The organism is Flavihumibacter sp. UBA7668 (assembly GCF_002483205.1).
Classification (GTDB): Bacteria; Bacteroidota; Bacteroidia; order Chitinophagales; family Chitinophagaceae; genus Flavihumibacter.
In genome coordinates, this window is sequence record NZ_DLHM01000002.1 from 48,278 (window position 1) to 65,770 (window position 17,493).

Sequence of the window (17,493 nt, forward strand, 5' to 3'; positions counted from 1 at the left end):
TGATTATTCTACCGTTACACTTTTCGCAAGGTTGCGGGGTTTATCAACATCCAATCCTTTTGCCACACCAATATAATAGGCGAGTAATTGCATAGGGATAACATTAATTATCGGAGCAATTAATTCATCGGCATACGGAACAACGATCAGGTCATCTGCCAACTGATTCGCAGAATCATCGCCTTCGCTGACAACAGCAATTACCTTCCCCTTTCTCGCTTTTATTTCCTGCATATTACTCAATACTTTTTCATGGAAACTATCCTTGGTTGCCACAAAAAATACAGGGAGCTGGTCATCCACCAATGCAATTGGACCATGTTTCATTTCTGCTGCCGGATAGCCTTCTGCGTGGATATAGGAAATCTCTTTGAGTTTTAATGCACCTTCCAGTGCAACAGGGAAATTGTACCCCCGCCCAAGGTAAAGCGCATCAGATGCGTTTTTATATTTATGCGCCACTGCTTCAATGGCTTCTTTTTGCAATAATGCGGTTGCTACTTTTTCAGGTACATCATTTAATTCGTTCAGCAAATGCATATAGCGTTTTTCACTGATGCATCCTTTCATATAACCAAGTTTCAATGCCATCATGGTTAATACCGCCAACTGACCGGTGAATGCTTTGGTACTTGCTACTCCAATTTCCGGACCGGCATGCGAGTAAGCCCCGGCATGTGAAGTTCTTGCTATGGAAGAACCTACCACATTTACGACCCCTAATATTATGGCCCCTTTTTCTTTGGCGCTCTCAATTGCAACCAGTGTGTCGGCAGTTTCGCCACTCTGAGAGATTGCAATGATTACATCACCTTTATTAATAACCGGATTACGGTAGCGGAATTCAGAAGCATATTCTACTTCAACAGGTATTCTGGTCAGCTCCTCAAAAATATACTCTGCTACCAGGCCGGCATGCCAGCTGGTACCACAGGCAATCATAATGATGCGGTTGGCAGTCATCAATTGTTCGGCATATTGCTGAATACCACTCATGGTAATGGTGCCGGCTGCGGCATCCAGTCTTCCTCTAAGGCAATCAAAGATGGTATGCGGCTGTTCGAAAATTTCCTTTAACATGAAATGGTCGTATCCGCCTTTTTCAATAGCAGCCAGTTCCATGTCGAGTTTGGTTATGAAGGGCGTGATTTTTTCATTGCCAAGGTTTTTTAAAATCAATTCATCCGGACGGATAATGGCCACTTCATAATCATTTACGTACACCACTTCTTTGGTGTATTCAATAATCGGTGAAGCATCAGAAGCCAGGAAATGTTCTCCTTTGCCAATGCCGATTACCAGAGGAGAGCCTTTTCTTGCTGCTATCAGCGTATCCGGATTGTCTTCGTCCAGCAAAACAATTACATAGGCACCAACCACCCTTTTTAGTGCAATACGTACTGCTTCTTCCAGCGATCCGCCATTATTTGAATGAATATCCTCAATAAACTTCAACAATACTTCCGTGTCAGTGTCACTTACAAAATTGTATCCTTTTTTTATGAGTTCTGATTTGATCTGCGCATAGTTTTCGATGATCCCGTTATGAATCATCGACAATTTCCCATTTTTGGAAGTATGGGGATGGGCATTTCTATCGCACGGTTCACCATGGGTTGCCCATCGGGTATGACCAATTCCAATAGTTGCATGCAGGTCTTTTCCAACTAGCGTTTCCTCCAGTTCAGCCACTTTCCCCTGCTTTTTATACACTTTCATTCCATTGTTCAGTAGAGCCACTCCAGAACTGTCATAGCCCCTGTACTCCAATCGTTTCAATCCCTTTAATATTACCGGATAGGCTTCTCTATGTCCAATGTAAGCAACAATTCCACACATGTTTATTAGCTTTTTGTGTTATATGAGGTTCAAAGTATAGAACGCAAACATAGTTAAAAAATTATTTAAGCAATCGATTGCGCAGGTCAGAGCATAAGTCCCCGAAGAAAGAGGTAGGCCACACTAAAATAGATTATCAACCCGGTTACGTCTACCAGCGTTGCAACAAATGGGGCAGATGAAACGGCTGGGTCCGCGCCTGCCCGTTTCAAAAAAATGGGTAACATGGATCCGCTGATTGTTCCCCATAAAATAACACCCATCAGGGAAATTCCGACTGCGGCTCCTAATTGTATATAATAAACGCCGTACACTTCCGGGAAAAACTGCGACCAGGCAACCACTCTGAAAAAACCGATTATTCCCAATACCGTACCGAGTAATAGACCGGATACTATTTCCCGTTTCAATACCCGCCACCAGTCAGAAATCGTGATTTCTCCTACGGCCATAGCCTGAATTATCAGCGTCGACGCCTGTGAACCACTATTTCCTCCACTTGAAATAATCAGCGGCACAAATAAAGCCAGCACAACGGCTTTTGCAATTTCATCTTCAAAATAACCCATTGCAGAAGCCGTAAGCATTTCTCCAATGAATAAGACCACCATCCAGACAATACGTTTTTTGAACAGTTTGAAAATAGGCATTTCGAGGTAGGGCTCATCCAGTGCTTCAGTACCACCAATCCGCTGCATATCCTCGCTGAATTCTTCATTGGCAACCCAGAGTACATCGTCAATGGTTACAATTCCAAGCAATAAATTGTGATCATCCAGAACGGGTAATGCAACCCGGTTATTCATTTTAAAAATCTGGTTCGCCACTTCCTGATCGTCGTTTACATGTAAGGCGATATAACGGTAATCAATGATATCACTCACCACCTTATCCGGACTGGTCATAATTACATCCCTGATTCTGACATCATCCACAAATTCACCTTTATCATTGACTACATAAATAACATCAATGGTTTCTGATTCCCTTCCCACTTCCCGAATATGATCCAGTACTTCGGTCATGGTCCAGTCAATATTAACCGTAATATAATCCGGGGTCATCAGGCGCCCCACACTTCCTTCGGGGTAACCAAGCAGGGAGAGGGTAATCCGTCTCTCTTCGGGGTCAAGCGTTTTTATAAGTTCCTTTACCACTTCATTTGGTAATTCTTCCAGGAAAGAAGTTCGGTCATCCGCCGGTAATTCATTCAGTAATTCGGCTGATTTCAAGGGAGGCAGTTCCTGGATTACCTGCTTTTGAACGGAAATGTCCAAAATCTTAAAAACACTGGCTGCCCGGTGCGTACTCATATTGCCGATGATCTGACTTGCGTAATCATCAAATTCATCAACCAGTTCAGCAACATCACTGATGTTCTGATTATTCAGGAACTCCCGTATGCGCAGTTTGTCTTCCATATGTATAATGGAAGAGAATTGTTCACTGAGGGAGGCAGGTGTTTCCAGATCTTCGGTCATGGGGTAAAAATACATTTTTATATTGCAGAATGATTTTGCCCAGCCTGATTATAGCACCTACCGACCAGATGGGAAGAGGTGTATTTACGCTCGACCCGCTTGAAGCTGATATTTTGGTGGAAATTAGTCCGGTTATTGTACTGTCAAATAAAGAACGCATTTTGCTGGATCAGACCCTTCTGCACCATTATATTTTTGAGTGGGGAGATGAACGCAAAGATTGCTGTGTTGCACTCGGTTACGTATCCATTTACAATCACAGTTTTGAAAGCAATTGCGAATATGAAATGGATTTTGAATCCCAAATGATCCGTGTCAAAACAGTTCGGCCCATTGCAGCAGGAGAAGAGCTTTTCATAAATTACAATGGCGACTGGAATGATCCCAAACCTTTATGGTTTGATGCCATTTAATTATTGCAGGGGCAGTTTGGTAATTACAAGACTTGCCATTCCTTTTACCTGTGCCTGAACCTGTACATTGTCCTTGTTGATTACAAGGCCGGTTAAACGTAATTCATCCGTTGCTCCTTTCATGAAAATACCATCCATGATTGAACGGTTAAACTGCGCATCGATTTTTGGTTTGTTTTTGAGATAAAGATCCCGAACATTAATTTTTGCCTGTTGTCTTAACCCTTCCAGTATTTGCCTGTTGAAAAATGTTTTGCCCACCACCAAAACAAGACTGGAAGAATTCAGGTCATATTCCAAATCCGGTACCTGCAACTGCTGGCTGACAAGATCCAATTCTGGTGTTCCGGTGAGAAACAGGGTTCCTTTTTTGGTTCCTGTAAAACTGATCTTAAATCGAACCTTATACTGGTCCAATCCACTGACCTCCACACTGGAAATCCTGATTTTTTCTCCTTTTACATCAAATTCTCGATTGCGTAAGGTTCTGGTTAACAAGGTGTCAATAGTCAGGTAGTCATAAACTGCATTGGTGGTCAGCGTAAAGCCATCGCCATTCACCACACCACTGAGTGGGGGTAAATGTTTGGTGGTGGCTGTATTAATGCTGTCTGAACTAATTTCCGGAAAACAGGAAATACCTGCAACAAAACGCAACGTGTCTCCGGCAAGATTGATGGCTCCCAGTTTTACTGAATTTGCATTTAATTTCATGTAGCCATAAGTGCTTAGCGGTATTTTTTTTCCTGCTCTTTCTGCAATTGGATTCAGTACTTCATCAAAGCGGAGATTTCGTAAATTCTGATCTATTTCATTTCCATAAAAGTTAACGGAAGCAGCAATACTATCCATTACCTGTTGGGTAACATCATTATTGAAGACCGTAACCACACATTTGTCGAGGGCCTGCACTTTTTCAACTCTTGTGCTGGTTTGAAGACGGTAATCGGTGGTGAATTTCAAATCAGATATTAACTGGATATTTACCCTGCGCATTGGTTCATCGCCAAATCCACAGCTGCCATTGATCCAGGGAGAAACGGATTGCCCCAATACACAAACCGTTTTACTTCCGGCAATCTGGTATCTTCCATTCATAGTCATGGTTACCCGGTTATTCAAACAGCTGAACTGAAAACCCGATCGGAGAAAGCGATACTTATAGCGAAAATCGCAGCCGCTTGGCATATAGGCCGGCCATCCATCTGAAGTGATTTCTTTGGGAGCCAATTGTTCTGCCTGCTGAAGGAAGGGTTTAACCACCACTTTAACCGGAATATGAATGACAGACTCCGTTAATGGAGGTAGTGTTTTCACAATTGGTTCCACTGTCGGGACGGTTGTTTTTTTACTGGTGCCACATCCTGCAAGTAGCAAAACAACAAGGATACTGAACGGATTTACTATTCGGATAAGCATAGATATTATCAAAGTATTTCGTTGATATGGATACGGATATTTTCTGCAATTTTTTCTGTCGGAACATCGTTGGCATCTCCTCCAAAAGGATCTTCAATTTCTTCTGCAATTAATTCCAGACTTGCCAGTACATAAAATACAAAAGCTACAACAGGAATAACGAGGTAGCCCATATTGAATACGAATCCAACCGGTAATGTAATTACATAAATGAAAATAAACTTCTTTATAAAAACACTGTAGGAATAGGGGATGGGGGTGTTTTTGATTCGTTCGCAGGCACCGCATATATCTGTAAAGGATTGCATTTCTGCATTGATTGTAATAAGCTGATCTCCGCTTATTACTCCTTTGCGATATAATTCCTGGACACGTTTCAGTAAAAGCGATGCCACCTGATTTGGCAGGTGCCTGGATTGGTCTATGGCCAGTTCCGGATGATCGATTTCATCCAATGCAAGTCGGGTTTTTTCTGAACGCAAATGATCTCTCAGCATGCTTGCGTATAAAGGAATGGATTTGCGAAAAAAATTCCGGTTTACCTGATCGTCTACTGATAAAATGCTGTCCAGCTTTATTGCCAGATTCCGGGTATTGTTGGTCAATGCACCCCATAGTTTACGCCCTTCCCACCAACGGTCATAGGCCGTATTGGTGCGGAATACAAGCAGCATTGAAATGGCAAAACCCAGCAGGCTGTGCATCAATGAAACAGATTTCAGGTGACTATTATCGGATAGTTTTAATACTTCAACTTCCAGATAGGCAACACCCCAGGAATAGAGAGACACCAATACAACCAGTGGAAACAGTTGCCTTACCGTATCCGCTTTGTGTAATTTGAACAGGACAGAAAGCCAGTCTTTGGTATTATACGATATCATTGTTTAGTTTGATTGTGTAGTAAAACGATAGCCACGTAAAAAATCAGCAATCTTCATTTTCTTTTTGCCCTGTAACTGGATTTCTTCAAGATGGATATAACCATCCGGTGTCGCAAACTTCAGATAAGTCTGATGATCTGTTTCAAAATGTCCGGGTGCAGAAGCCGGTTCAGTCTGTTCCCTGGTTGATTTAAAAACTTTGAGGCTTTTACCTTCCAAAGATGTATAAGCACCAGGATATGGTGATAAGCCACGTATCAGATTATGCACTTCATCAATATGCTTAAACCAGTTTATATGGCAGGTTTCAGTAAAGATTTTCGGCGCATGTTTGGGTTCAAGTTCCGCATTCAGCAAGTTTTGCTGCGGAATTTCTATTAATGTTCCATTGGCCAACCCCTCTATCGTTTTTAAAAGGGTAGCAGCCCCCAATACTTTCATTCGATCATGAACGGCTCCGGCATCCTCCTCTTCTCCAATTGATAGTTTTTCCTGCATTAGTATGTTACCCGTATCAATGGCATGTTGCAACTTAAAAGTAGTTACACCGGTTTCTTTTTCCCCATTGATAACTGCCCAGTTGATGGGGGCCGCTCCTCTGTAATTGGGCAGTAATGATCCATGTACATTGATTGTTCCCATGGGAGGAAGATCCCAGACCATTTCCGGCAACATGCGAAATGCGACAACAACCTGTAGATCAGGTTTCATTTTGTCAAGCGCTTCCAGAAAATGAGGATCCCGGAGTTTTTCCGGTTGTAACACAGGCAGTTTATGAATAACCGCATATTGTTTGACCGCACTTTCCTGTAAATGCATACCCCTGCCAGCCGGACGGTCTGGTGCAGTTACAACGCCAACAATGTTGCAGCCTGCTTTTGCCAGCGCATCCAACGAAGCAACTGCAAATTCTGGTGTGCCCATGAAAACTATACGAAGGGAACGAAAATCCATATTATGGAATAAGTTATAGTGTTAAGGATAGAGGAGGTATTTTGCTCTTATTTTTTTGAATTTTTCTAAACCTGGTTGCCAGGAAGTCCTGATTTCTTTCATGGTTTTTTCCTCTTTGATTTGTTGCATGAGCTGGCTGTTTCCTGCCAGCTTGTTGAAAAAATAAGCTGTGGGAGCAGCATCTGGTTTACCCAGAAAAAAACCTGATTTATCCGGATACAAACGATATGCATCAATCAGGTAATCCAATTTTAATTGACCATTTATTTTTTTCAGCACTTCAGAAGGTTTATCAGAAAGATTCCATCCATAACAAAGTTGATCCTTCAGCTTTGGATTTTTAGCACCTTCTTTGGATCGGGGGGTAAAGGAATAAAGATTTTTGGGCAGGGAAGGATGACCAAATACCTGGAAGGGCAAATCTGTTCCACGCCCTTCACTTAAAATGGTGCCTTCAAAAAAACAGGTGGAAGGATACCAGTAGATTGCTGACATGTCTGGAAGATTCGGAGAAGGCTTTACCGGCAGGGTATACAGACTGTCATGTGTATAGTTTTTACAGGGTATTACACTCAGGTGGAAGTCTTTGGTTAGAAGAGTAGTATCCAGCCATTTTTCTCCCAGCAACATTTTCGCATACTCGCCAATTGTCATTCCATAAACCACCGGAACGGGTTGCATGCCAACAAAAGAGCGATAGGGTTTTTCCAGAATAGGGCCATCCAAATAAAATCCATTGGGATTGGGTCGGTCCAGTACCAGTAATGTTTTTTTTGCTGCAATGGCTGCTTCCATAAATTCTTCGAGAGAAGAAATATAGGTATAGAATCGAACACCTACATCCTGAATATCAAAGACCAGAATATCCACAGCGGCGAGATCTTCTTTTTTAGGAATTCGGTTTTTCCCGTACAGAGAAATAACCGGGATTCCTGTTTCGGGGTCGATCGAATTTCCTACTTTTTCGCCTGCATCTGCAGTTCCCCGAAATCCATGTTCAGGAGAAAAAATCCGGGTGATTTTAATTCCTTTTTTTGTCAATACATCCACCAGATGCAGGGTGTCATAAACTACCGTTGTCTGGTTGGCAAATATTCCAACCCGAAGTCCCTTTAATTGTGGAAGATATTGGTCAAATTGTTCTGCACCGGGTTCAATCCGCTGCGCCTGGGTAAAAGAGTTAAAAATGAAGAGGAAAAAAAGGCCAAAAAAAATCTTTTTCATGGGTCAAATATAACGGTTTGGTAGCAGGAGCTCTCCCGCTTTTCCCTTACCTTGTGTGCTGATTTGATCAATTTAAATATTTTTTATGCAACAAGTACAATCTGGCGATACAGTGAAAGTTCATTATCATGGTCGCCTTACCGATGGAACCACCTTTGATAGTTCCGAGGGTCGTGATCCATTGGAGTTCCAGGTAGGCAGTGGTATGGTTATCGCCGGTTTCGACAACGGTGTAGTGGGGATGCTGGCGGGTGATAAGAAAACCGTTCATATTCCTGTTGATGATGCCTATGGTCCGAAAAATCCTGATATGATAATCGAGTTCCCGAAAGAACAGGTTCCTTCAGATATGCCAATGGAAATTGGTATGCGCCTTAATTTAAATAACAGCCAGGGCCAGATGGTTCCTGTTGTTATTACCGAGATACAGGAAGCGGCTATCCTGTTGGACGCGAATCATCCGCTGGCGGGTGAAGACCTGGTTTTTGATATTGAACTGGTTGAAATAATCGGCGCCCCTTCCCGTATAATTATGCCTTAATTATCAATATTTTCAATAAAAAATGGTTGCCTTTAAGGCAGCCATTTTTTATTGAACTGTTTGGAATATAGCAGAAAAAGTAGAAAGATGACAACCAGCATAAGGATTGAGTTGATAAGGGAGCCCTCGAAGCCAAAATTGCCGCCGGTTATGGTATCTGACCCTGTTTGATTCTGCACCAGAACAGAAGGGAGTGACAGGCCACTTACTTCATAACCTAATATGGGACCCTGTAGAAAATTCCAGATAAAATGCAGTCCGATTCCAAACCAGAGATTTCGGGTATAAATAAAATTAATCCCAAGTAATATCCCTGCCAGAAATACATTCAGGATGGATAAAACAGAAGCATTCGGATTGGTTCCGTGAAAGAGGGCGAAGATCAAAGCAGAAATAAGTAATGCAAAAAGCGGATGGATACTTTCCATAAGGTTGTTGAGTATATAACCCCTGAATGCAAGTTCTTCATAAAAAGCTACCAGCAACATCAGTCCGAGTGAAATAAAAAAAGCAGTACCATTCCACTGCACATCTGTCCATTCAATTGCATTCAATACCAATAATATACAGGTGCCTCCGCCCAATATAGCGATGGCAATCAGGATGCCGACGCTAAAATCGAGTTCAAATCCCCCCCATTTCCAGCCAAGAGACATCCAGCTTTCCCGATCCATTTGTACTCTTAGTACATAGGTAAGCAGTGCTGTAAGGATGGCCAGCACAGTTGTGGTAAGGTAGATGTCGAAACCCAGCATCGCGCCAATTGTTCCCCCTCCAATCAATATGCCCAGAAACAAAAGGGTGTACACGATAGCTCTCAGGTAACCTGGTAAATTCCAGGGTTTTCCAATTGTCTGCTTTGACATCAATACATTAATTTGGCCGAAAATTAACCAATCATGCCGGAATTCGATCGGGTTACTGTAAAAGATCGCCTGATGCGATATGTACAAATTGATACGCAGAGTGATCCCAATAGTGAATCCCAGCCCAGTACCGAAAAACAAAAGGATCTGTCGCGTTTATTGGTGCAGGAATTAATGGAAATGGGAATTGCCGACGCGCATCTGGACGAGTACGGGTATGTGTATGCGACAATTCCGGCAACCAGCAAAAAGTCAGTACCGGTAATCTGTTTTTGTTCTCATGTTGATACGGCGCCAGATTGCAGCGGTACCGGTGTTCAGCCAATTCTTCATCCCAGTTATACCGGAGCACCGATTGTATTGCCAGATGATCCCTCGCAGATCATTAAAATTGAGGACCATCCCTACCTGAAAGAAAAAATCGGGGATGATATTATCACGGCATCCGGTTCAACCTTGTTGGGGGCGGATGATAAAGCCGGGGTTGCAATTATCATGGACCTGGCTGCCTGTCTCGTAAAAAATCCCGGACTTGCACATGGCGATATCAAAATCCTATTTACGCCAGATGAAGAAATAGGGCGGGGTGTTGATAAAGTGGATCTTCAAAAACTGGGTGCTTCCGTTGCTTATACTTTGGATGCAGGAGAGCTGGGTAGTTTGGAGGACGAGAATTTTTCTGCGGATGCCATGACAGTTTATTTTCATGGAATTGCTGCACATCCCGGTTCGGCAAAAGGAAAAATGATCAATGCCATTAAGCTGGCCGGCGAGTTTCTGGCTGCTTTGCCTAAGGAAAACTTATCGCCGGAGGTTACGGAAGGCAGACAGGGCTTTGTTCACCCGGTTCGGATTTCCGGTGGTGCTGAATTGGCCCAGGTAGATTTTATTATTCGTGATTTTGATACCCTGTTGCTGGGCCAGCATGAATACCTCCTGCAACACCTTGCAGATGAAATTGTGTTGAGATATCCAGGTTCGCGCACAAGCTACGAGGTGAAGGAACAATACCGCAACATGAAAGAAGTGTTGAAAGAGCATCCCAAAGTGGTGGAACTGGCGGAGGAAGCGATGAAAAATTGCGGGATTTCCGCAAGAAAATTTCCTATCCGGGGCGGTACGGATGGAGCCCGTTTGTCTTTTATGGGGCTGCCCTGTCCGAATTTGTTTACCGGAGAAATGTCGCTGCACAGTAAACAGGAGTATGTAAGTGTACAGGATATGGAAAAATCTGTACAGGTATTGATTGAATTGGTGCAGCTTTGGGAGAAGAACTCCTGAGAATAGTAGTATATTAACCGCAAATCCATAAAAATGTTAGATTTTATTTCGTCCAGTTGGTGGATTATTATAGTGGTACTGGCTGCATTAGCCGGACTGAAAACCATCAATCAGGGAACGATTGGTGTTGTGACGATGTTTGGTAAATACCGTCGGGTTTTGCACCCCGGACTGAATTTTATCATTCCTTTTATTGAACAGATTTCCAAGCGGGTTTCCATTCAAAACCGGTCGGTGGAATTGGAGTTTCAGGCCGTAACCGCAGACCAGGCCAATGTGTATTTTAAAAATATGTTGCTCTATGCTGTGCAGAATGAAAATGAAGACACCATCAAAAAAGTGGCCTTTAAATTTATCAGTGAACGTGATCTGATGCAGGCCCTGAGTCGGACTATTGAGGGAACCATCCGTTCTTTTGTTGCAACCAAACGTCAGGCGGAAATTCTGGCATTGCGGAAAGAAATCGTTGAATACGTAAAGGACCAGATTGATCAGTTGCTGGAAGAATGGGGGTATCACCTGCTTGATTTGCAGATCAATGATATTACGTTTGATCAGGTTATTATGGATTCGATGAGCAGGGTAGTGGCATCTCATAACCTGAAAGCTGCTGCTGAAAACGAAGGGCAGGCCTTGCTGATCACCAAAACCAAAGGAGCTGAAGCAGAAGGGAATGCCATCAAAATAGCCGCGGAAGCTGAGCGGGAAGCTGCACGTCTTAGAGGTCAGGGTGTTGCGCTCTTCCGGGAAGAAGTAGCCAAGGGGATGAGCGAGGCAGCAGATCGGATGCGTCAGGCTAATCTGGATACCAATGTTATTCTCTTTAGCATGTGGACGGAAGCCGTTAAGAACTTTGCCGAATATGGTAAAGGAAATGTTATTTTCCTGGATGGCAGCGCAGAAGGAATGGAGAAAACCATGAAACAGATTCAGGCGATGATGGTGAAACAGATAGGTGCAGATCACCCAACTCCATAATCTTTAGAATTCCTTAGCAAATAATAGCCTTATTTTCACACCCGACAAATAGAATAAAACAACCAGATGAATTTGTTCCTTCTTCAGATTGCAGATACGGCCAAACAAATGGTCGAAGGTGCCCAGGCTACAGCCAATGAAAACAAAGACCTCAGCATGATCAACCTGCTCTTTCAGGGCGGTCCGCTGATGATTCCGCTGTTTTTATTGTTTATTATCGCCGTCTATTTCTTTTTTGAACGTTACCTGGCCATCAATAAAGCCAGTAAGATTGATGAGAACTTTATGAGTATCATCAAAGATCATATCCTTAGTGGAAATGTTGCCGCAGCAAGATCCCTGGCCAAAAACACCAATAATCCGGTTGCCCGGATCATCGATAAAGGCATTCAGCGGATTGGGAAACCTATAGATGCTATTGAAAAAAGCATGGAAAATGTAGGCCGTTTGGAAATGTATAAGATGGAAAGAAATCTTTCAGTTTTATCGCTTATTTCCGGTATTGCACCCATGTTTGGTTTTCTTGGCACCATTGTGGGGATGGTTCAATTGTTCTATGGGATTTCTTCAACGGGCGAATACACACTGAGTACCATTGCAAGCGGGATCTATGTAAAGATGATTACCTCAGCAACCGGTTTGATTATTGGTTTGCTCTCCTATGTTGGTCATAGCTTCCTGAATGCTCAGGTTGATAAAACTGTGAATCGAATGGAAGTAGCCAGTTCTGATTTTATTGATACCCTTCAGGAGCCAACGAGATAAAGGATAAGAATGAATTTAAAACGACGTTTACGCGGCCATGCCGAAGTACATACCGGAGCATTGAATGACATCCTGTTCATTCTATTGCTGTTTTTCCTCATTGTTTCAACCCTGGCTAATCCGAATGTGATTAAACTTTCTCAGCCCAAAGCAAAAAGTGATACCAAAGCAAAACAAACGGTGGTGGTGTCGATTGATGCCAATAACCAGTTTTTTGTGGGAACATCCAAGGTGAGTCTGGAGGAGTTGAAAGCACGCTTACAACCTATTCTGGCAAAGGAAACTGACCAGCCTTCCGTGGTAATCAATGCGGATAAAAATGTTCCCATTGAAAATGTGGTGGCGGTGATGCGGGTGGCACGCGAATTGGGAGCCCGTTCCGTATTGGCGGTGGATAAAAACGGGGTTCAGTAATCAATTATGGCCGAATAGCTTTAACCATCCGATCTTTTCCCTGCATATCTTTCCGGATTTCAATGTTTTTCATCCCACAGTGTTCTAACACCTGTCTGACACCTAATGGGTGATCTTCGTGGATTTCCAGATAAATTCCGGCACCGGACTTGGTTTTTTGCAGGGCGAAACGAGCGATCGCTTTATAAAAAAGGTAGGGATTCTGGTCTGGGACAAACAATGCCATCCCAGGTTCATATACTACAACATGTTGGCTCATAAGATCTGCTTCTTGCTTTGGAATATAGGGCGGATTGCTCACTATACAATTTGGCGCAGGCAACGCTGACCAGTTGGATTCATCCAGGAAATCCAGCTCCTGCCAGTGAACCACAGCATTTAAACGGGCCGCGTTTAAATGAGCAACAGTAAGTGCTGAAGAGCTTAAATCGCAACTGTGAATTTGAGCGGTTGGAAGTTTTTTTGCCAGGCTGATTGGAATACACCCGCTTCCTGAGCCAATGTCCAGAATTACCGGCGCAGCAATAGCCCGATAATCCTGAATCACCCATTCCACCAGTTCCTCCGTTTCAGGCCGGGGTATAAGTACCCGCTCGTCTACGAAAAAGGGCATTTCCTGAAACCAGGCTTCATTTAGTACATATTGTATCGGGCGATGGCTTACCAATTGTTCCAGCATCTCTTCCAGTTGTACCTGTTGCTGATCGGAAAGATTGGCTGCCTTTATATGCCTTACTTCCTGCCTGGGCAACCCACTAATCTTCCCCAATACCATTTCTGAAATAATTCCAGCTTCCTCCTTTCCATAAAGAGGACTGAGTTGCCGGATTATATGATCACGTGGTGTAGACAATTAAATGGCTGATTTTTTGATTGGTAAAGGTAGGCAGCACTGGCCCAATTTTTTTGTAACTTTTGGCATGAGTGAAAAAAAATTGAAAGGGCAGATCGCCCTGGTTACTGGTGGAAGTTCCGGTATCGGAAAAGCCATCGCAATAGCATTGGGTGAAGCAGGTGCCGCCGTTGTAGTTAATTATGTATCGAGTTCGGATGCCGCTGAAGAAGTGGCGGCTGAAATTCGGCGTGCCGGTTCAGATGCAATTGCCCTCAAGGCCGATGTTAGTAAGGAAGAAGAGGTTTTCTCTATGTTCGGGGAAATAATGCAACAGTATGGCACCCTTGATATTTTAGTAAATAATGCCGGTCTCCAACAGGATGCTCCCTTTCAGGACATGACCCTTCAACAATGGCAAAAAGTGATTGATGTGAACCTGACTGGTCAGTTTTTATGTGCCAGGGAGGCGATTCGTGAATTTTTACGCCGGGGTGTACAGCCAGATCGTTCCAGAGCATGTGGAAAAATTATATGTATGAGCTCCGTGCATGAATTGATTCCCTGGGCCGGACATGTTAACTATGCCGCTTCAAAAGGAGCTATTAAAATGCTGATGCAGAGCCTCGCTCAGGAATTTGGCCCCAAACAAATCAGGGTAAACAGTATTTGTCCGGGTGCCATCCGAACTCCTATTAACAGGGAGGCCTGGGAAACACCCCAGGCCTATCAGTCGCTCATGAGTCTGATACCCTATAACCGGATCGGAGAACCTGATGATGTTGGCAAGCTGGCCGTTTTCCTGGCTTCAGATGATTCAGACTACATATCAGGGGCCAGCATCTTCATTGATGGAGGTATGGCCGTGTATGAAAGTTTTGCAGATGGCGGATAAAATTCCGACCTTCATTGTAAATCAAATAAGTTTCGCGTATGGCCAGATCGAAAGAATCGTTCAATAAGAAGGAAATGGAAAAGAAGCGGGCAAAGAAGAAGCAGGAGAAAGAAGAACGTAAAGATGAGCGGAAGCAGGATGCAAAAAAAGGGAAGTCATTGGAAGATATGATGGCCTATATTGATGCGGATGGCAATATTGTTAGTACACCACCGGATCCATCTGCAAAAGTGGAAGTTAATGCAGAAGATATTCAGATAAGCATACCAAAACAGGCAGAATTATCCCCTGAAGACCTGATCCGTTCCGGAATTATTTCTTTCATGAATGAAGCAAAGGGATTCGGATTTATCCGTGATTTGCAAACCCAGGAAAGTATTTTCGTACATGTAAATGAAATGCAAACCCGTCTGGGTGAAAACGATAAAGTAAATTTTGAAGTGGTAAGTGGTCCTAAAGGTTACAGTGCCATCAATGTACGCAAGATGAAATAAGTTCAATGTTCGGCGGCCATGTTAAAGAAACGATTCAAGCGGACCCTGCGTTATTCAAAATATATCTACTACAAGGAAACTCTCGTAAATAGAGAAGAAAAATTTTGGTCCTTCCTGGGTTCTTTTATCGGTATCGGAATTATTGCATTCTGGCAAAATTACCAGCTGGAAGATTCGGACAGTCTTTTTCTCATTGGTTCATTCGGGGCCTCCAGTGTTCTGGTTTATGGGATAATTCAAAGTCCACTTGCACAACCCCGTAATTTAATTGGCGGACACCTGATTTCTGCTTTTGTTGGTGTCAGTGTTCAATTATTATTACCGGATATAATTTGGCTTACAGCACCGTTGGCGGTTTCACTTTCTATTATTGCGATGCAATTCACGAAAACGCTGCATCCACCCGGAGGTGCAACCGCCCTGTTGGCTGTTATCGGTTCAGAGAAAATAAAGGTGCTGGGGTATTCTTATATACTTTTCCCGGTTTTAAGCGGAGCACTGGTTTTATTATTGGTTGCCCTGATTTTCAATAATATTACACCCAATCGCCGATACCCAATCAATAGAAATTATAAAAAAAGGATCAGGAAGCTGTTATTGCTTCGATGATCCAGGTTTGGACTTTTTTTATCAGCTGTTGTTCCCTAGCTCCCTCTATAGGTTGAATAGCTATAAGGAGTTACTACAATGGGGATATGATAATGTTCTCTTTTTTTTATTTCAAAAACTACCGGAATGAAAGGATATATAGGATCTACTCCTTTCTGAACAAAATAAGGTCGAATAAAAAAACTGAGTCGGTAAACACCAGCATGCTCCCTGCCTTCCAGAAAATTCCCAATTCGGCCATTTTTATCCGTTACCAACTGCCCAATTTTTGACCAGCTAACCGGGCTATCCTGCTTCTCAAGCAAAACATCTACGCCTTGTGCGGGTTTCCCAGACCAGGTATCCAATATATGTGTACTTAACTGAAATACTTTGTCAGACTGAGAATAACCTGAATAATAAATAAGCAATGCTGTAAAGAGGAAAAGCTGTTTCATTTTAACGTTTATTGGTTAACTTAAACGGGCCTGAATTGTTTGTTAGAAAGTATATATTCACATTTTTTTTTAAACTGACACTATGAATTGGATTAAACGAATAGGGCTTTTAGTGCTGGTAATGTTCTCCGTAATGGCTGGACCGGTTACAGCACAGGCGCAGACAGATAATTTGAAAAAACAGCATAAAAGTGTTTCCAAGGCAGAGCGAAAAGCAAAAAAATCTGCCAAAAAAGCCAAAAAGCACAAAAAGAGATTGAATAAATCTCAAAAGAAATTGAAAAAGGAGAAGAAAAGGCAGGAAAAAAACCTTCGTCGCCAGCAAAGGGAACTTCGTAAATCAGTAGGTACCTCTCCGGTTGAATAGTTGTTATTTTTTTACTATTTTGTCTGCTCAAACTCGAACCTATGGCATTTTTTAAATCCGGGAATCCGGCACTTTCAGAAAAAAAATTTGAAGCTTCATTAGTTGGTCACAGTTCAGAAACGATGACCGAAAGAGGCACCATGAACAAATTTATTTTCCTGTTCTTTTTGTTAATGTCCTCCGCACTGCTAACCTGGAAAGCCTATTTTGAAGGGGTAAACGTTATGCCCTGGGTTATTGGATCAGCCATAGTCGGCCTGATTCTGGCCCTTGTAATCAGCTTTCGTCCGCAATGGGGCGCGTATGCTGCACCAGTTTATGGGCTGGTTAAAGGTGTATTTGTGGGTGGTATTTCTGCTGTTTATTCTGATGCATTTGCAGCAGCTGCTCCCGGGATTGTTATGCAGGCAGTTGGATTAACTTTTGGAACCGTAATCGCTATGTATGTTTTATATCGTACCGGAATAATTAAGGCAACAGAACGATTTAAATCAATTGTATTCACAGCTACGGCAGGAATTGCTATATTTTATTTAATTGCAATGGTGCTGCGTATTTTTGGCGTAGATATCGCGTTTTTACACGAAGGCAGTTTGTTGGGAATTGGCTTTTCACTTTTCGTTGTAGCCATTGCTGCACTTAATCTGATTCTTGATTTTGACATGATCGATTCCGGCGTAAAAATGGGTGCTCCAAAATATATGGAATGGTTTGGTGCTTTTGGATTAATGGTAACCATTATCTGGTTATATGTTGAGATGCTTCGTTTATTAAGTAAACTTAGCAGTCGCGATTAAAAT

At 42.8% G+C, this 17,493-nt stretch carries 20 protein-coding genes; 11 read left to right on the plus strand and 9 right to left on the minus strand.

The genetic code is table 11. The features are described from left to right. Positions 1–3: 3 nt before the first annotated feature. Positions 4–1,839 (minus strand): glutamine--fructose-6-phosphate transaminase (isomerizing), encoded by a 1,836-nt coding sequence (glmS, locus tag B2746_RS03760; protein WP_290791125.1) that lies wholly within the window; start codon positions 1,837–1,839, stop codon positions 4–6. Between the two features lie 86 nt (positions 1,840–1,925). Next, positions 1,926–3,320, minus strand: a complete 1,395-nt coding sequence (gene mgtE, locus B2746_RS03765; protein WP_290791126.1) for a magnesium transporter — start codon at positions 3,318–3,320, stop codon at positions 1,926–1,928. 29 nt (positions 3,321–3,349) lie between these two features. Here mgtE and B2746_RS03770 point away from each other — a divergent pair, with 29 nt between their 5' ends. Then, complete coding sequence (locus B2746_RS03770; protein WP_290791127.1) at positions 3,350–3,733, plus strand: SET domain-containing protein; 384 nt, start codon at positions 3,350–3,352, stop codon at positions 3,731–3,733. On the opposite strand, the gene B2746_RS03775 is transcribed toward B2746_RS03770, so the two are convergent. Genes B2746_RS03775 through B2746_RS03790 form a run of 4 tightly spaced genes read right to left on the minus strand, consistent with a single transcriptional unit; the run spans position 3,734 to position 8,214 of the window. Continuing rightward, on the minus strand, positions 3,734–5,152 hold the full coding sequence (locus tag B2746_RS03775; RefSeq protein ID WP_290791128.1) for a DUF4403 family protein: 1,419 nt from the start codon (positions 5,150–5,152) through the stop codon (positions 3,734–3,736). 8 nt (positions 5,153–5,160) lie between these two features. Further along, complete coding sequence (locus B2746_RS03780; RefSeq protein ID WP_290791129.1) at positions 5,161–6,036, minus strand: bestrophin family protein; 876 nt, start codon at positions 6,034–6,036, stop codon at positions 5,161–5,163. A gap of 3 nt (positions 6,037–6,039) precedes the next feature. Further along, the gene (gene fmt, locus B2746_RS03785; RefSeq protein ID WP_290791131.1) at positions 6,040–6,990 is read right to left on the minus strand and encodes a methionyl-tRNA formyltransferase; all 951 of its coding nucleotides are present in this window, start codon (positions 6,988–6,990) and stop codon (positions 6,040–6,042) included. 21 nt (positions 6,991–7,011) lie between these two features. Beyond that, complete coding sequence (locus tag B2746_RS03790) at positions 7,012–8,214, minus strand: exo-beta-N-acetylmuramidase NamZ family protein (protein WP_290791134.1); 1,203 nt, start codon at positions 8,212–8,214, stop codon at positions 7,012–7,014. An 85-nt stretch (positions 8,215–8,299) separates the two neighbouring features. Between B2746_RS03790 and B2746_RS03795 the strand changes: the two genes are divergently transcribed. Then, positions 8,300–8,755 carry an FKBP-type peptidyl-prolyl cis-trans isomerase gene (locus tag B2746_RS03795; RefSeq protein ID WP_290791137.1) on the plus strand — a complete coding sequence of 152 codons (456 nt, stop codon included), beginning with the start codon at positions 8,300–8,302 and terminating at the stop codon, positions 8,753–8,755. Between the two features lie 32 nt (positions 8,756–8,787). Here the strand turns inward: B2746_RS03795 and B2746_RS03800 are convergent, their stop codons facing one another. Further along, positions 8,788–9,621, minus strand: a complete 834-nt coding sequence (locus B2746_RS03800) for a CPBP family intramembrane glutamic endopeptidase (RefSeq protein WP_290791139.1) — start codon at positions 9,619–9,621, stop codon at positions 8,788–8,790. 33 nt (positions 9,622–9,654) lie between these two features. Here B2746_RS03800 and pepT point away from each other — a divergent pair, with 33 nt between their 5' ends. The 4 genes from pepT (at position 9,655) to B2746_RS03820 (ending at position 13,059) form a co-directional block, all read left to right on the plus strand. Beyond that, entirely contained in the window at positions 9,655–10,902 is a 1,248-nt protein-coding gene (gene pepT / locus B2746_RS03805) for a peptidase T (protein WP_290791140.1), read from the plus strand. A 33-nt stretch (positions 10,903–10,935) separates the two neighbouring features. Beyond that, complete coding sequence (locus B2746_RS03810) at positions 10,936–11,880, plus strand: SPFH domain-containing protein (RefSeq protein WP_290791142.1); 945 nt, start codon at positions 10,936–10,938, stop codon at positions 11,878–11,880. A 66-nt stretch (positions 11,881–11,946) separates the two neighbouring features. Further along, complete coding sequence (locus tag B2746_RS03815) at positions 11,947–12,645, plus strand: MotA/TolQ/ExbB proton channel family protein (RefSeq protein WP_290791144.1); 699 nt, start codon at positions 11,947–11,949, stop codon at positions 12,643–12,645. Between the two features lie 9 nt (positions 12,646–12,654). After that, complete coding sequence (locus B2746_RS03820; protein WP_290791146.1) at positions 12,655–13,059, plus strand: ExbD/TolR family protein; 405 nt, start codon at positions 12,655–12,657, stop codon at positions 13,057–13,059. 4 nt (positions 13,060–13,063) lie between these two features. Here B2746_RS03820 and prmC read toward each other — a convergent pair whose 3' ends face one another. Then, a complete protein-coding gene (gene prmC, locus B2746_RS03825; protein WP_290791148.1) occupies positions 13,064–13,912 on the minus strand; it encodes a peptide chain release factor N(5)-glutamine methyltransferase in 849 nt (282 codons plus the stop codon). A gap of 67 nt (positions 13,913–13,979) precedes the next feature. Between prmC and B2746_RS03830 the strand changes: the two genes are divergently transcribed. The 3 genes from B2746_RS03830 to B2746_RS03840 are packed head-to-tail and all read left to right on the plus strand — an operon-like array spanning position 13,980 to position 15,889. Then, positions 13,980–14,786, plus strand: coding sequence for an SDR family oxidoreductase (locus B2746_RS03830; protein WP_290791150.1), 807 nt, complete (start codon positions 13,980–13,982; stop codon positions 14,784–14,786). A 38-nt stretch (positions 14,787–14,824) separates the two neighbouring features. Beyond that, positions 14,825–15,280, plus strand: coding sequence for a cold-shock protein (locus B2746_RS03835; RefSeq protein WP_290791152.1), 456 nt, complete (start codon positions 14,825–14,827; stop codon positions 15,278–15,280). A gap of 18 nt (positions 15,281–15,298) precedes the next feature. Then, positions 15,299–15,889 carry an HPP family protein gene (locus B2746_RS03840; RefSeq protein WP_290791153.1) on the plus strand — a complete coding sequence of 197 codons (591 nt, stop codon included), beginning with the start codon at positions 15,299–15,301 and terminating at the stop codon, positions 15,887–15,889. A gap of 35 nt (positions 15,890–15,924) precedes the next feature. Here B2746_RS03840 and uraH read toward each other — a convergent pair whose 3' ends face one another. Beyond that, complete coding sequence (gene uraH, locus B2746_RS03845; RefSeq protein WP_290791154.1) at positions 15,925–16,326, minus strand: hydroxyisourate hydrolase; 402 nt, start codon at positions 16,324–16,326, stop codon at positions 15,925–15,927. A gap of 82 nt (positions 16,327–16,408) precedes the next feature. On the opposite strand from uraH, the gene B2746_RS03850 reads away from it, so the two are divergent. Both B2746_RS03850 and B2746_RS03855 read left to right on the plus strand, forming a co-directional pair. Further along, positions 16,409–16,693, plus strand: a complete 285-nt coding sequence (locus B2746_RS03850; protein WP_290791155.1) for a hypothetical protein — start codon at positions 16,409–16,411, stop codon at positions 16,691–16,693. Between the two features lie 41 nt (positions 16,694–16,734). After that, the gene (locus B2746_RS03855) at positions 16,735–17,490 is read left to right on the plus strand and encodes a Bax inhibitor-1/YccA family protein (protein WP_290791156.1); all 756 of its coding nucleotides are present in this window, start codon (positions 16,735–16,737) and stop codon (positions 17,488–17,490) included. Positions 17,491–17,493: the final 3 nt, after the last annotated feature.